General features: G+C 63.5%; 13 protein-coding genes. 2 read left to right on the top strand and 11 right to left on the bottom strand.

Translation table 11 applies throughout. The features are described from left to right. Positions 1-67: 67 nt before the first annotated feature. Complete coding sequence (gene dapF / locus ACFELO_RS14550) at positions 68-889, bottom strand: diaminopimelate epimerase (protein WP_440958489.1); 822 nt, start codon at positions 887-889, stop codon at positions 68-70. Between the two features lie 124 nt (positions 890-1,013). Between dapF and ACFELO_RS14545 the strand changes: the two genes are divergently transcribed. Together ACFELO_RS14545 and ACFELO_RS14540 are read left to right on the top strand one after the other, a co-directional pair. Continuing rightward, the gene (locus ACFELO_RS14545; protein ID WP_440958488.1) at positions 1,014-3,233 is read left to right on the top strand and encodes a prolyl oligopeptidase family serine peptidase; all 2,220 of its coding nucleotides are present in this window, start codon (positions 1,014-1,016) and stop codon (positions 3,231-3,233) included. A 149-nt stretch (positions 3,234-3,382) separates the two neighbouring features. Continuing rightward, positions 3,383-4,528, top strand: a complete 1,146-nt coding sequence (locus ACFELO_RS14540) for a hypothetical protein (protein ID WP_440958487.1) — start codon at positions 3,383-3,385, stop codon at positions 4,526-4,528. A gap of 71 nt (positions 4,529-4,599) precedes the next feature. Here ACFELO_RS14540 and pheT read toward each other — a convergent pair whose 3' ends face one another. The 10 genes from pheT to ACFELO_RS14490 form a co-directional block, all read right to left on the bottom strand. Next, positions 4,600-6,990, bottom strand: a complete 2,391-nt coding sequence (gene pheT, locus ACFELO_RS14535; protein ID WP_440958486.1) for a phenylalanine--tRNA ligase subunit beta — start codon at positions 6,988-6,990, stop codon at positions 4,600-4,602. 25 nt (positions 6,991-7,015) lie between these two features. Continuing rightward, a complete protein-coding gene (locus tag ACFELO_RS14530) occupies positions 7,016-7,573 on the bottom strand; it encodes a hypothetical protein (protein WP_440958485.1) in 558 nt (185 codons plus the stop codon). Positions 7,574-7,583: 10 nt separating this feature from the next. Further along, positions 7,584-8,666: a phenylalanine--tRNA ligase subunit alpha gene (gene pheS, locus ACFELO_RS14525; RefSeq protein WP_440958484.1), complete on the bottom strand. Its 1,083-nt coding sequence runs from the start codon at positions 8,664-8,666 to the stop codon at positions 7,584-7,586. Positions 8,667-8,806: 140 nt separating this feature from the next. Further along, the gene (rplT, locus tag ACFELO_RS14520; RefSeq protein ID WP_009802355.1) at positions 8,807-9,166 is read right to left on the bottom strand and encodes a 50S ribosomal protein L20; all 360 of its coding nucleotides are present in this window, start codon (positions 9,164-9,166) and stop codon (positions 8,807-8,809) included. A gap of 47 nt (positions 9,167-9,213) precedes the next feature. Beyond that, entirely contained in the window at positions 9,214-9,417 is a 204-nt protein-coding gene (rpmI, locus tag ACFELO_RS14515; RefSeq protein ID WP_440958483.1) for a 50S ribosomal protein L35, read from the bottom strand. A 187-nt stretch (positions 9,418-9,604) separates the two neighbouring features. Continuing rightward, positions 9,605-11,365 (bottom strand): hypothetical protein, encoded by a 1,761-nt coding sequence (locus ACFELO_RS14510; protein ID WP_440958482.1) that lies wholly within the window; start codon positions 11,363-11,365, stop codon positions 9,605-9,607. 196 nt (positions 11,366-11,561) lie between these two features. Further along, on the bottom strand, positions 11,562-12,023 hold the full coding sequence (locus tag ACFELO_RS14505; protein ID WP_440958481.1) for a peptidase S1: 462 nt from the start codon (positions 12,021-12,023) through the stop codon (positions 11,562-11,564). 105 nt (positions 12,024-12,128) lie between these two features. Continuing rightward, the gene (locus ACFELO_RS14500) at positions 12,129-13,067 is read right to left on the bottom strand and encodes a peptidase (RefSeq protein ID WP_440958480.1); all 939 of its coding nucleotides are present in this window, start codon (positions 13,065-13,067) and stop codon (positions 12,129-12,131) included. Between the two features lie 215 nt (positions 13,068-13,282). Then, positions 13,283-13,822, bottom strand: a complete 540-nt coding sequence (gene infC, locus ACFELO_RS14495; protein WP_440959928.1) for a translation initiation factor IF-3 — start codon at positions 13,820-13,822, stop codon at positions 13,283-13,285. Between the two features lie 100 nt (positions 13,823-13,922). After that, positions 13,923-14,909, bottom strand: coding sequence for a glycosyltransferase family 9 protein (locus tag ACFELO_RS14490; protein WP_440958479.1), 987 nt, complete (start codon positions 14,907-14,909; stop codon positions 13,923-13,925). Positions 14,910-14,913: the final 4 nt, after the last annotated feature.

Raw genomic sequence — 14,913 nt, 5'->3', positions numbered from 1 at the left:
CCGCGCAAAGTGGGGTTGAGACGCCCTTCGGTCAAGCGGGGAAGGGAGTCTGCAAGGCGGGTATGCGTCAAACGCCCCGCAGATCGAGCTCGCGCTCCAGCACGACCGGGCCGGACAGGTGCACATGGCCCTGATCATCCCAGCGCACGGGCAGCTTGCCGCCATCGGCCTCGATTACCGCTTCACGGTCCACAAGTCCCTGACGATGAAGGGCGACGAGCGCCGCGCAGGCCCCGGTGCCGCACGCCAGTGTCAGACCCGCGCCGCGTTCAAACACCTTCAGCCGGATATCGTTCCGGCCGCGCACTTGCGCGAATCCGGTATTGACCCGTTCGGGAAAGAGCGGGTCATGCTCGATGCGCGGGCCGATCTCGGCAATGGGGATGGAGGCGAGATCCTCCACCGCGAACACCACATGGGGATTGCCCATGCTGACCGCACCGGGGCCTTCAAGCCGGCGACCATCAGGCAGGGTGACGCCGAAATCGAGCCGGACCGTATCCATCGGCAGAGATAGCGGGATGTCCCGCCAGTCGAGCCGCGCCGGTCCCAGATCCACTTCCGCTGCGCCATCGCCAAGCCGTTGCGCCCGCATGGGGCCGCCAGAGGAGGTGAAGCTGAGCTGCGACTTCGCCCCGCCTTCAAACAACAGCCAGGCCGCCGCCCTCGTGCCATTGCCGCAGGCGCCGACTTCACCGCCATCATTATTCCAGACCCGCAAATCGGCGTCCGCCTCGGACGACGGGTCCAGCACGATGAGCTGGTCAAAGGCGTGCACGACCTCCATCGCCGCAATGTCCTGCGGCGTATAGGCGGCGGGTCCGGACGCGTCGCGGCGGTCGAGAACGATAAAGGCGTTGCCCGCCCCGTTCATGGCGTAAGCTCTCATGCGCCCAGCGATACGCCTGTCTACTGCGCCCTGCAAGATAACGCGGCTTTCATACAGGATCACTTTGACCCAGAGCTCAACGCCCTGTTCAATGCGCCCAGACGCTCAACAAGGGGAGAGCATGATGCGCCGCTGGACTTATCACCTGTCCGCCGCAGCCGCCGTCCTGGCGCTTGCGGCCTGTTCGCCGTCCGAACAAACCCAATCGACTGAAACCGAGGAGTCCGGTGTGACCGACACCGCCAACCTGCCCGGCGCACAGCTGAACGCTGCGATCCAGGCGGAAGAAGAAAGCCTGGAATGGCTGGAAGAGGTGGAAGGCGAACGCGCCCTCGCCTTCGCCAGCGAGATGAACGCGCAATCGCTCGACCGCCTCACCTCCGACCCGCGCTATGACACCCTGTACAATCAGGCGCTGGAAGTGCTGCAATCGACCGACCGCATCCCCTATGTGGGCGTGCGCAATGGCGAGCTGTGGAACTTCTGGCAGGACGCCGATCACGTCAAAGGCCTGTGGCGCAAGACCTCGGTCGAAAGCTACGCCACCGACGCGCCGGAATGGGATGTGGTGCTTGATCTGGACGCCCTGGGCGAAGCGGAAGGCCATAACTGGGTCTGGCGCGGCGCCGATTGCCTGGCGCCCGATTACACCCGCTGCATGATCACGCTGTCGGATGGCGGGTCTGACGCCGCGGTGCGCCGTGAATTCAACATGGAAACCCGCGAGTTTATCGAGGACGGGTTCACCATCGACGAGACCAAGGGTTCGACCGCCTGGATCGACGAGGACACGCTGCTGATCGCGACCGCGCTTGATCCCGCCGAAGCCACCCAGTCGGGCTATCCCTTCGTGGTCAAACGCTGGACCCGCGGCACGCCGATCGAAGAGGCGCAAGTCGTCGTCACCGGCGATGTGACCAATGTGGGCGTCTGGCCCGCCCGCTTCGAGCAGGCAGACGGCACCGCCTATATGATGGCCATTCAGGCCGCGAGTTTCTTTGAAAGCGTCTATTTCTACCTGCCTGACGGTGCGACCGGCGATCCGGTGCAGATGCCGCTGCCGCGCAAATCGAGCCCGCAAACCCTGTTTGACGGCCAGCTGGTCTTCTCGATCGAGGAAGAGTGGACCCCGGTCGAGGGCGGTGAAACCTACGCCACCGGCTCGATCCTGAGCTTTGATATGGGCGAGTTCGTCGAGACCGGCGAACTGCCGGGCGTCGAAGTGGTGTTCACGCCGAACGAGCGTCAGTCCATCGATGGCGTCGCCACCACCCAGAACCACCTTCTGATGGTGATCAACGACAATGTGGTGGGCGGTCTTGAAGCCTTCACCCGCACCGATGCCGGCTGGACCAGCGAAAGCGTGGAGACGCCGGAGAACGCCTCGCTCTCCATCGTCACCGCCGATGATCATTCCGATCTCGCCTATGTGAATGTGGAAGGCTTCCTGGAGCCTGAAGCGCTCTACCGCCTCACCGCCGATCTCGAACTGGAACCGGCGAAATCCGCCCCGTCCTGGTTTGAGGCCGAGGGCCTTGTGGTCGAACAGCGTCAGGCCGAGAGCACTGACGGCACGATGATCCCCTATTTCATCGTCCATGCTGAAGGCGCTGAAGGCCCGCAGCCGACGCTGCTCTATGCCTATGGCGGCTTTCAGGTCAGCCTGACTCCGTCCTATTCGGGCACCCGCGGCCGCATGTGGCTGGAAAACGGCGGCACCTATGTGCTGGCGAACATCCGCGGCGGCGGCGAGTTTGGCCCGGCCTGGCACCAGGCGGGTCTGCGCACCAATCGTCAGCGTATCTATGACGACCTGATCGCGGTCGCCGAAGACCTGATTGATGACGGTGTGACCACCTCTGACCAGCTTGCGGTTCAGGGCGGTTCGAACGGCGGCCTTCTGACCGGCGTGATGTACACCCAGCGTCCGGATCTGTGGGGCGCGGTGATCAGCCAGGTGCCGCTGCTGGACATGCTGCGCTTCCACACGCTTCTGGCGGGCGCCAGCTGGCAGGACGAGTACGGCTTCCCGGACGAGAACCCTGAAGAGCGCGCCTTCCTGCGTTCGATCTCGCCCTTCCACAATGTGGAGACCGGCGTCGACTATCCGCCGCTCTTCCTTCTGACCTCCACCAAGGATGACCGCGTCCACCCCGGCCACGCCCGGAAACTGGCCTATCTGCTCAACGAGATGGATCAGGACGTGCTGTATTATGAAAACATGGAGGGCGGTCACTCCGCCGCCGCCAACCTTCAGGAAAGCGCGCGTCGTCTGGCGCTCGAATACACCTTCCTGATGGAAGAGCTGATGGATGAGAACGAGGCCGACGCCAGCGAAGGCTAGAACGCCCTCTCTTCCAAACGTTCAGGCCCCGGCGTTCCGCGTCGGGGCCTTTTCTTTACCCTTCAGAAACCCTCATGCACGGTCGCAGGCCACTCGATTTCGCTGAATCTGTATAGTCTGGTGAGACGCGAGATGTGCAGAGGTGCGCGATGGTCGCCGATATACAAGGCAGTGCAGGCTATCTGGTTGATCTTTACCGGACACCGCCCCGCGAGTCTGACCCCGTTCTGATCAACTCGACCGGCGCCAGTGATGCGGCGGCGATCCGGCCTGTGGACCGCAGCGAGGCGGCGCAGGATCGTCAGGACCGCAATAGCGCACAGAACCGCAACTCCGGCGATGAAACGCCGAACCGCTCCGCCGCAGCGGAAGGCTTTGCCCAGGTCAGTCAGGACCGGCTCAACGCCTCGACCAATTCCGCGCTTCTGGAAGTCCAGGAGCAGCGCCTCGCCGTCCGCCCCGAACCGCCGCAAGCGACCCGTGAGGCGCCTGAAGCGAGCGTCGTCGCGCGACGAGAGACCGAGGAGCCCGCTGCAAACGCGCCCAGCGTTGCTGAACGCCTGAGCGAGGCGCAGGCGCAAGAGGCCGCGCGCCAACAGACACGCGTTGACGCGATTGAAGCGCGCGAACAGCGCACGGACCAGATCAGCACCCTGGTCGAGGATGATCGACAACAGACCGATCAGCTTCGCGAGACCCAGCGCGATGACGCCGGCGCCCGTCAGAGTGATCGGATCGAGACGCGCATCGAGGACAATCAGGCGCGCTCTGACGCCTTCACTCGAGAGCGAGAGCCCGAGCTGAACGCCCGCCCCGAAGCGCCCGCGGGCGAGGCGGATAACCCTGCCGATGACGGCCTGAACGCCGCCGCCCGCGCCGCACAAGAGGTGAACCCGACCACCGCCGCGCTGGAAGAGGCGCAATCACCTGACGAGACGGCGGCGTTGCGCGCGGAACCGGCGCTTCAAGTCGATGATGCTGAAAATACAGATGACTCCGGGCCTGACGCCGTCACGCGTCCGGAAAACGGCGCCAGCATTGGTGACGCCGAAACTGAAGTGACAACGCCCAATACCCGGTTTGATACGCGGTTCGACCGCGCCGACAGCGGGCTCTCCACCCGTGATAACGGGCTCAGCCAGACCGATCCTCTCCCCTCACTCGTGGATCGACTGGGCGAGACCGCTCAGGAGCCTCAGCGCGTCAGGCAGGTGACCCAACCGCTTGATAACAATCTTGATAGCGCCGTGACCCCGCAGGAGATCGCCCAAAGCGGTCTCAATCTGAGGGTCTAGGATTTCAGGGACGGGGCTGGGCGATGCGAGCGCCCCGGAGACCTCAAGCCTCCGGGGCGTTTTCTTGTCCGCTATCCCCGCAGGGTGGCGCCGGCCTTCTGGGCGTTGGCGATGATCTTGGCGCTGATCGCCTCGATCTCCTTGTCCGTCAGGGTCTTGTCATTAGGCTGGATGGTCACTTCCAGCGCCAGAGAGACCTGACCTTCGGGCACGCCCTGGCCCTGATAGACATCAAACAGCGCCACATCGGTGATGAGCTGTTTCTCAGCGCCCTTGACCGCCTTGATCAGCTCCGCCGACGGAGCCGACGCGTCCATCAGGAAGGCGTAGTCGCGCTTGACCGCCATCAGATCAGACAGTTCGAGCGGCGGACGCGCCTTGAGCGGCTTCTTCTTGGTCGTCGGGATGGCGTCCAGGAACACTTCAAACGCCAGCACGCGGCCATCCACATCGAGCGCCTTGAGAGTCCTGGGATGGATTTCGCCAAACTCGGCCAGCACTTTCGGACCCAGACGCAGCACGCCGGACCGGCCCGGATGCCAGTGATCGCGCGCATCGGCGGTCACTTGCAGCTTCTCGACAGGAGCGCCGGCTGCTTCCAGCGCCGCCATGGCGTCCGCCTTGATGTCGAACACGTCCGGAGCGCCCGCGCCGCGCCAGTCACGCGCCGCAATGACCCGGCGCACGCCAGCCACCACGGTTTCCTGACCATCGGGCGCATCGTTGAGGTAGATCGGGCCGGCTTCAAAGAAGCGCGCATCGTCAAAGCCGCGATCGGCGCTTTTCTGCACACTGGTGAGAAGATGGATCAGCGCGGTGGGACGCATCACATCAAGCTCGGAACTGATCGGGTTTTCCAGCACCAGGCCTGCGCCGACGCCGCCAAACAGATCGGCCTGATCAGACCGGCAGAAAGACCAGGTGATGGCTTCGCGATAGCCGCGATTGGCCGCCGCCCGACGCGCCGCGCGCACCCGGTTCTGCAATTCGGTCGCCGGGGCTTCAAATCGCTCACCTTCGGGACGGCGGAAGGAGACGACCGGCAGATTGTCATAGCCCGCAATGCGCGCCACATCCTCGATGAGGTCGGCCTGCAGGGTGGCGTCACGACGCCAGCTGGGCACGCTCACCGTCCAGCGTTCGCCGCGGGTGACGCCAAAGCCCAGCGAGACGAGGATCTCCTCGATCCGGTCTTCTGACAGCTCAAGGCCCAGAAGACGCTTGATGCGGGACGGGTCGAACGCGATGTCGTCCGGACGCGCCGGAGCTTGCCCCGACACGGTCACTTCAGAGGCTTCACCGCCGCCATATTCCAGGATCAGCGCCGTGGCGAGTTCAATGCCGTCCACCGGACTTTCAGGGTCCACACCGCGCTCGAAACGATATTTGGCATCTGAATCAATGCCCAGCTCGCGCGCGGATTTGCGGATGATCGCCGGATCAAACCAGGCGCTCTCGATGAAGACGTCCGTGGTCTCGGACGAGCAGCCTGAAGACTGGCCGCCCATAATGCCCCCGAGGCCCAGCGCCCGCTCATCATCGGCGATCACGCAATGGGTTTCAGACGGGGTGTAGGTCTTGTCATCGAGCGCCACATGCTGGTCCGCCTCGCCCCTTCCCTTGCGGGCGTAGAGCACCGGGCCGATTTTCGCGAGATCGTAGACGTGCAGCGGGCGCGCATAGTCAAACGAGATATAGTTGGTGACATCCACCAGCAGGTTCTTCGGCTTGATGCCGATGGCGTTCAGACGCTTCTGCATCCATTCGGGCGACGGGCCGTTCCTGACGCCCTTGATCACCCGACCGGCAAAGATCGGGCAGGCTTCAGGCCAGTCGAGCTTGACCGTCACCGGGCAGGGGAAGCTGCCGGGGATCTTTTTGACCGGGCCGGTTTTCAGCGTGCCCGCGCCCGCCGCCGCGAGATCGCGCGCAATGCCGTAAACGCCCAGCCAGTCGGGACGGTTGGGGGTGACTTCAAAGTCGATGACCGGATCGTTCAGACCCAGCGCCTCGGCGGCGGGGGTGCCCACCGGCCAGTCGCCCTGAAGATCTGCGATGCCGTCATGGTCCTCGCCCGCCTCGATCTCCTTGGTCGAGCACATCATGCCCGAGCTTTCGATGCCGCGGATCTTGCGCGGCTTCTTGTCGAGGCTGAAATCGAGACCGGGGATGTACGCGCCCAGCGGGGCGTAGATAGCGGTCATGCCCGCACGCGCATTGGGTGCGCCGCAAACGATCTGCTTGATGCCGTCCCTGGTCTCCACCGTGCACACGCGCAGCTTGTCCGCATCCGGGTGCGGCTGGGCGTCCTTCACATAGGCGGTGGAGAACTCGGCGAGCTTGGCGCCGGGATCTTCAATCTCCTCGATCTCCAGACCTGCCATGGTCATCGCCTCGTCGAGCTCGGCGAGGGTGAGATCGGTGTCCAGATGCTCTTTGAGCCAGGAATAGGTGAATTTCATCGGTCAGGTCCAAAGGGTCGGAGAATTACAGTTGGCTGACGCCCTCGACAGGGCAGGCGTCCACAGATTCAGGTTTCGGGTTGGCGGACCCGCTGGTATGCGCCATCCAGCACTCGTCCAGGACCGAGCAATAGCACACGTCCACGGTATAGTTGCTGGCGAGGTCGTACATCATTTCCACCGCGTCATCGTCTTCAGCGCGCGGCGACTGGAAGGCGAAAACCTCCACCGTATCGCCTGCGCCGATGATCCGGCCGGTCGAGCTGGTCGCAGAGCGTCCGGTATGCCCCGGAAACAGCTCGGACAACGCTTCAAGATCGGGCACCAGCGCGCCCTGATAGCGAATGGCGATGGAGTCGATCCGCGCAGGCCCCACCCCGGCGTTCTGGATATTCAAACCCTGAACGATGTCGCCATCCCTCTGGCTCGAGAACCCGTCCACCTGCAGGGCCGGCCAGACCGAGGCGCGGATTTCCTGGCGCATGACGCGGCCCTGATCCCAGGCGACAAACAGCGCAATCAGCGCCGCAATCGCGGCGGCCATGGTGCCGATGGCCTGCAGGTAATTGGAATCAAGCCGCATCGCGTGTGTCCTAGCTCAGCCCGGTGGCGAGGTTCGCCTGCAGGAGCGGGCTGAAACCGTAGTGCGACAGCCAGCGGGTGTCCGGCTCGAAGAAGGGCCGCAGATCCGGCATGCCGTATTTGAGCATGGCGAGGCGATCCACGCCCATGCCGAAGGCGAAGCCCTGATACTCGTCCGGGTCCAGACCGCAGGACTTGATCACATTGGGATGGACCATGCCGCAGCCCAGGATTTCCATCCATTTGTCGCCCGAGCCGACTTTCACCGCATCGCCCACGCGCTCATAGCGCACATCCATCTCCGCGCTCGGCTCGGTGAAGGGGAAGTGGTGGGGGCGGAAGCGCGCCTCGACCGTGTCAGTCTCGAAGAAGGCCGCCACAAAATCCATCAGGCAGCCCTTGAGGTGACCCATATGGGTCTCCTTGTCGATCACAAGGCCCTCGACCTGGTGGAACATCGGCGTGTGGGTCTGGTCCCAGTCACAGCGATAGACCCGGCCCGGCGCAATGATGCGGATCGGCGGCTTGTTCTTGAGCATGGTGCGGATCTGCACCGGGCTCGTATGGGTGCGCAGGACTTTCGCGGTTTCGCCCTCGGCCGCCTTCATGAAGAAGGTGTCGTGGGTGTCGCGCGCGGGGTGGTCGGGCGGGAAGTTCAGGGCCGTGAAGTTATGGAAGTCATCTTCCACATCCGGGCCTTCAGCGACCGCAAAGCCCATATCGGCGAAAATCACCGCCAGCTCTTCCATCACTTGCGCCACCGGATGCAGCGATCCTTGCGCCTCGCGCTTGACCGGGCGGGTCACGTCCACGCTCTCGCTGGCCAGCGCTGCGTTCATCGCCGCGTCTTCCAGAAGGGTCTTGCGGCTTTCCAGCAGCGTGTTGAGGCGATCCTTGAGACCATTGAGGGCCGGACCCATCACCTGGCGCTCCTCCGGGCTCATCTTGCCAAGCTCACGCATTTTCAGGGAGACCTCGCCCTTCTTGCCCAGCGCACCCACGCGCAGGGCGTCGAGCGCGGCAAGGTCGGACGCCGCTTCAATATCAGCGGACAGGCGCGCTTCCAGCGCATCAAGATCGGAAGAGGCGGTCATTAGTCACTCCGGGGATCGGACGAGCGGTGATTCAGATAGGGGTTTAGCGAGGCCCGCGCCTGATCTCAAACGCGAAAACGCCCGCCTGCAGAGTCTGCAGACGGGCGCTTGTCACAAGCTGTCGAACGAAAGGGTTCGACTTAGCCCTGCAGAGCCTGCTTGGCCTGTGCGACCAGAGAGGCGAAGGCTTCGGGCTCATGCACAGCGATGTCAGCGAGAACCTTGCGGTCCAGCTCGATACCGGCCTTGTTGAGCCCGTCCATAAAGCGGGCGTAGGTAAAGTCGTTCAGACGCGCAGCAGCGTTGATCCGCTGGATCCACAGCGCGCGGAAAGTCCGCTTTTTCGCGCGGCGGTCGCGATAGGCGTACTGACCAGCCTTCTCCACCGCCTGGTTGGCGGTGCGGAAGGTGTTCTTGCGACGGCCATAATAGCCTTTCGCTTGGGAAATGATCTTCTTTTTCCGGGCGTGACGGGCCGGACCGGAGGACACGCGAGCCATAGGGCTGTCTCCTAAATCTCGTTACAAGGTGGGCTGGGCCGTCCGCCTTAGCGGTTGTACGGCATATAGGTGCGCTTGACGACTTTCGCGTCCGGAGCGGCCAGGGCGGACGTGCCGCGCTTCTGACGGATTTGCTTCGGGGTGCGTTTGATCATGCCGTGGCGCTTGCCCGCACCGCCAGCAAGAACCTTGCCGGAGGCCGTGACCTTGAAACGCTTTTTGGCGCTCGACTTGGTCTTCAGTTTCGACATTTCGCTCTCCATTCCTGCGGGGAAATCGGACCTGTGAAGGCCTGTCATTCCAGCGTTCTCGGCTGCCCGGCATGTCGATAAGGCCGGGGTGGCCGGTGAGTAAGAGCGGGGGTTATACGCGTCCCCGCCCAAAAAGCAAGGCGCCCCGGACGGGCCGAGGCGCCTTTTATTACAGTGTGACGCGAGCCTAGTCGGCCGGCGCCGGGAACTCCGAAATCAAGAGTTCCGCCGAAGCCGGCTCGCCGCTGAACACACCCACATAGATGTCATAGACGCCGCTCATGGCGTTATCGAACTGCAGCGCCGGGCTCAGGCCCGGACCGCCATCGTCATTACAGCGCCAGCTGCCGTCGGGCATGTTGATCGCCAGCGTGGTGTCGCGCTCACCTTCCACATAGATCGACAGACGACCGTTCTGACCCGTCCAGTCGAGCTGGGCGGACGGCGCCATGGTGTAGTTGCCGCTGCACCAGTCGGCATCCGAGTTGATGCCCGAGCTCTCGGCCTCGATCGGACCGCCCGCCTCGACCATGATGCGATAGGGATCCGGCACGAAGCCGGCTTCCAGCTCATGATCGCCGAAGATCGCCGGCAGGGTGATGTCCACGCGGGAATTGACCGGGTCAGCGCCGCCGCCGATCTCGGAAATATAAAGCGTGGCGTCAGAGGTTTCGCTGTCGCCAAAGAAGCGGCCGACATAGATGTCATAGACGCCGCTGGGCGCGTCCTCGATGGTCAGGAGCGGGTTGACGCCCGAGCCGCCATCATCATCGCACATCCAGGCGCCGTCCGGGCCGTTCACCACCAGGGTGGTGTCGTCATCAGAGACCGCTGAGATGAAGAGCGGCGCATTCTCGCCCCCTTCATAGGTCAGCTCATAGGTCGGCTCACGGGTGACATCGCCCGTACACCAGCCGATTGCCGTCACGTCCTGATCAACCGCCATGCTGGCTTCGATGGGGCCGCCGGCCTCGACCTCGATCGCCACCGGATCAGGCAGGAAGCCCGCACGCAGGGTGCGGGAGCCAAACAGGGCCCGCGCCGTCAGATCCAGACGACGGTCAACGCCCTGATAGCCAACTTCGGAAATCGACAGCATGCCGGCATCGGTCGCGCCGCGATCACCCAGAAGGCCCGCCCAGATCAGGTATTCGCCGCGCTCGGGGCTGGCGATGTGAATGCCCGGGTTCAGACCCACGGCGTCGTCATTGCACAGCATCTCGCCAGAGGGGGTCTGCACAGCCAGAACGCCGTCGCGCTCGCTCTCCATCGCGATATAGAGCGGCAGGGAGCCGGCGCGATAGGTCAGCGCCAGATCCGCGGCTTCACCGGCATAGCCATAGCACATATCGCCCAGGGTCTCGAGGCGGGCTTCGCCGCCGGCGACGACTTCGATCTCGAACGGATCATTGCGGAAGCCCGCACGCAGACGCGCCGTCTGCTCCGCCGGAAGGCCGGGGTTCGGGTTCACGGTGTAGGGGTTGGAGGTGTCGAACCCGGAGGTGGAGGCGTGGAAACGAACCGGCGGCGTGCCCATGCCCGCGGCATAGGTGCCCAGCCAGATCTCGTAAATGCCTGCGTCTGCCTTGGCGAAGACCAGACCCGGATTGAAGTCGCCGGCGCCGTCATCATCGCAATGCAGGGACCCGTCCGGCGCGCGCACGACCATTGTCGTGTCTTCATCCGCGCCTGCAGACAGGTAGAGATCCTCATCGCCCTGATAGTTGACCGACAGGGTCGGAACTTCGGTGATGTAGCCGTTGCAGCCCTGGCTGAGCAGGTCTGCGCTCCAGGCGCCGCCTGCGCGGACACCGGTTTCGGCGGCCCCGTTCTGCAGCGAAATCATGCCATAGGCCGGTTCGCCATTGAACGACTGGGCAAGCGCCGGCGCGTTCAGCGCCAGAACCAGAGCCGCAGCGGAAGCCGTAAGTTTCAATGATGGCGTCATGGCGCCCCCCTTTATTTAAATGTCTGATCTGCCTGATCATCTCGCACAAGCGGGCCAGATGATGGCCGTCTGGCGCCGATCGCGAGAAATCCTGTCCACCGATACGCGCCTGCGCCTGGCAAAAGGCCGGCGGGATCACCCGCCGGCCAATCTTGCGCGCCGCCCTTGCACAGGCGGAAAGACGGCGCTCCGACGTCTACTGGCTGTAGAGCTCGGAGATGTGCAGCTGGGACGGCTGGGTGCCGCCGCTGGAATAGGTGCCGACCCAGATGTCGTACTGACCCGATTGCGGGCTGTTGAAGCGGATCGACGGGTTGGTGCCGTTGCCGCCATCGTCATTGCATGACCAGCCGCCGCTCGGCGTGTTGATCACCAGGGTGGTGTCCGCATTGGAGTTCACCGAAATGATCAGCGGCAGAGAGCTGCCGGCGCTGTAGTTGACGCGGAAATCCGGTGCGTTGGCGATATAGCCCGAGCAGCCCACATTGGAGGCCGAGATCGAGCCGCCGGCCTGGACGTTGACCACATACGGGTCCGGCGAGAAGCCGCTGTTCAGGCTGACGGTCCCGTAGGTGGGGCTCAGTGAATAGTTCTGAGCCTCGGCGGCGACGGCCAGCGCACTAACGGCGACGGCAGCAGTAAGCATGGTGCGAAACATTCGTGTCCCTTTCCTGTCCCCTTCGGCCCGTTTGCTGTCAGGGCCGTCCAGACGGCGCGCCGTCTGTATGATCGCGGACGGGCCCCTTGCCCGCCCGCGAACTCCTTATTTCCGAGACGGCAGATAGCCCATTTCAATCTCGGAGATCATGAGCGTCGTCTGGCGATCGCCCCGTGAATACGTCCCGACATAAATGTCATAGACACCCTGGGTCGCATTGTTGAATTCAAGCCCGGCGTCCGTGCCGATCTCGTCATCAGAACAATACCACTGGCCGTCCGGACCGTTGATCGCCATCGTGGTGTCGGCATCGCCATTGGTATAGATGAACAGGTCGCCATAGCCGGTGTAATCAAGCTCGACGCTGGGTTCGCGCGTGACATATCCGCGGCAGGACCCCGAAGCGTATTGCACAGCGTCACTGACCGAGACCGTGCCGCCCGCCGTCAGGCGCAGCTGATACGGATCCGGCAGGAAACCACCATTCAGGGTGATGTCTGCGAACCGCGAAGGCAGGGTGATATCCAGTCCGCCGCCATAATTGGCGCCGCCCGACTGACCGGCGCGGGTGTGTTCGCCCAGCTCGGACACGAACAGTGTCGCCGGCACGCCTGCGCCACGCGAATAGGTGCCCACCCAGACGTCATAGCGGCCCGATTGCGGATTGGAAAAACGCACCATCGGATTCAGCGGGCTTTCCGCGCCGTCATCGTCACAATACCAGCGCGCATCCGGACCATTGATCACCAGCGTGGTGTCAGCATCGGAATCCACTGTGAAAATCAGCGGGAAGGACCCGGACGTGTAGTTGACCGAGAAGTCCGGCGCGTTGGCGATATAGCCGCGGCAATCGGAGAACCGGTCCTGAGCCCGGATCGAGCCGCCAGCCGTCAGGTTGCGCACGTAGGGATCCGGAGAGAAGCCTGCACTCAGGCTGACCCGGCCAAAGGACGGCGCCTCGGTAAAGTCTTGCGCCAGAGCTGAGCCGGCCAGTGCGGCCACGGCGAGAACTCCCGCCGTCAGAGCGCCAATTGTCTTCATCATGATACGTCCCCCATAGTCCCCCGCTGAGTTGTGCGGTTCATCTGCACACCCTAATCAGGGATGGTTAAAAGGGCCAGACGAAACGTTTCGCCTGCGACCGTTTTGCGCGAATGCGTTGAGGGAAAGATGGCCGGACAAACCTGAACGGCGCATGAAAAAACCCTACCGCCAACGAGCGATAGGGTTTTTTTAGATCAGCCCTGGTTCTGGAGCGCTTAGCGCGGCGCCATCACCATGATCATCTGGCGGCCTTCAAGCTTGGGCTCAAGCTCGACCTTGGCCAGCTCGGCGAAGTCTTCCTTGACGCGCTTCATCACATCCATGCCGCGTTCCTGGTGCGCCATTTCGCGCCCCCGGAACCGCAGGGTGACCTTGACCTTGTCGCCATCCTCGAAGAACCGGGTCATCGCCTTGGTTTTGACCTGGTAATCGTGGATGTCGATGTTCGGACGCATTTTGATTTCCTTGACGTCCTGGGTCTTCTGTTTCTTGCGGGCCTCGGCCTTCTTCTTTTGCTCTTGGTATTTGAGCTTGCCGTAATCAACGATCTTGCAGACCGGCGGATTGGCGTTCGGCGAAACCTCTACAAGGTCAAGCCCGACCTCGGCCGCCGCTTCCAGCGCGGCGTCGATCGGCATTTCACCTTGTTTTTCCCCAGATTCATCAATTAACAGAACCCGCGGTACGCGGATTTCTCTGTTGATGCGCGGCCCTTCTTTCTTAGGCGGGGGCGCGGCATGCGGACGTCGAGCTATGCGTCTTCTCCATGGCGACTGCGTGTAAAGCGCGCAAGCTAACCGAGTTTGCGCGGGATCGGTAGCGAATATCGCGATCAGGGCGCGAAAATCAAGGTGCTCAGGCCGCGTTTGACGCGTCTGAGAAGCCTCCAGCGCAGCGCATGGCCTGAACCGCTTCCTTGGCGTTGATCTGCGCCAGCGTCGGCGCGTGCATCAGCAAGGTCGGAGACTGGCCCCGCGGCGAGCTTTCCAGAGGCGCGTTCTCACCGGGATGGAACAGCACGGAGGGCGAACCTGCAGCGGCCATCAGGTGCAGCAGTCCCGCGGCCTCACCAAAGGCGCAGCTGGCCTTGCGGCCCAGCCCCGCCAGCTGGATCAGATTGGCCCGGCCGGTCAGGTCGCGCGCGCCGGGTGTGACATGCGCCACGTAGCGCCCGACCTCACGGGTGTTGGGACCGCCGACAATCACCGGCTCCACGCCCGCTTCCAGAAGCTCGTGCGCCAGGGACGCCCAGCGCTCCTTGGGCCAGCGCTGCGCGGGAACCACATCATCGCCCGCCGGGGCAAACAGGGCGTACCGGCCCAGAAGACCAAAATATTCAGGTTCGAGCGTCCGCGAGCGCTTGGCGACGAAATCAATCCAGCTCAGATCCGGCGGCGTCGCCTCGCCCAGACGATAATGGGTCGGGCCCAGACCCGCCTCGCCCAGATAGCCCGCCATCTGCTCAAGCGGGTGTCCGGGCCGATCCGAACGCGGCGCGGCGCTGACCCAGCGGGTGCGCGAGAAGCGGACAGCGCGGCCGATCTTCTTGGCGCCCTCGGTGCCGCACAGATCATAGATCACGTCGAAACCGGAATTGCGGGCGGCCTTGAGGCGGTCAAAGAAGCTGCGCTTGGCGGTATCCTCGAGATTGGTCTCGACCGCATTGAAATAGGGGCAGTGCTTGAGCAGGCCCTCATATTCCTCGCCGCACAGCAGCGTGATCCGCGCCTTGCGGTGATGATTGCGGATCATCTTGGCGGGCGCGAGCATGCGGACGACCTCGGTGAGGTCGCCTTCATGGATCACGAGAACCTGTTCTTTGTCAGCATCGTCTTCAGACATGGGC

Origin of the sequence: Oceanicaulis sp. LC35 (assembly GCF_052055585.1) — a bacterium.
GTDB lineage: Bacteria > Pseudomonadota > Alphaproteobacteria > Caulobacterales > Maricaulaceae > Oceanicaulis.
Note: the sequence above shows the minus strand (reverse complement) of the source record. Positions and strands in the feature narration are given on the sequence as shown.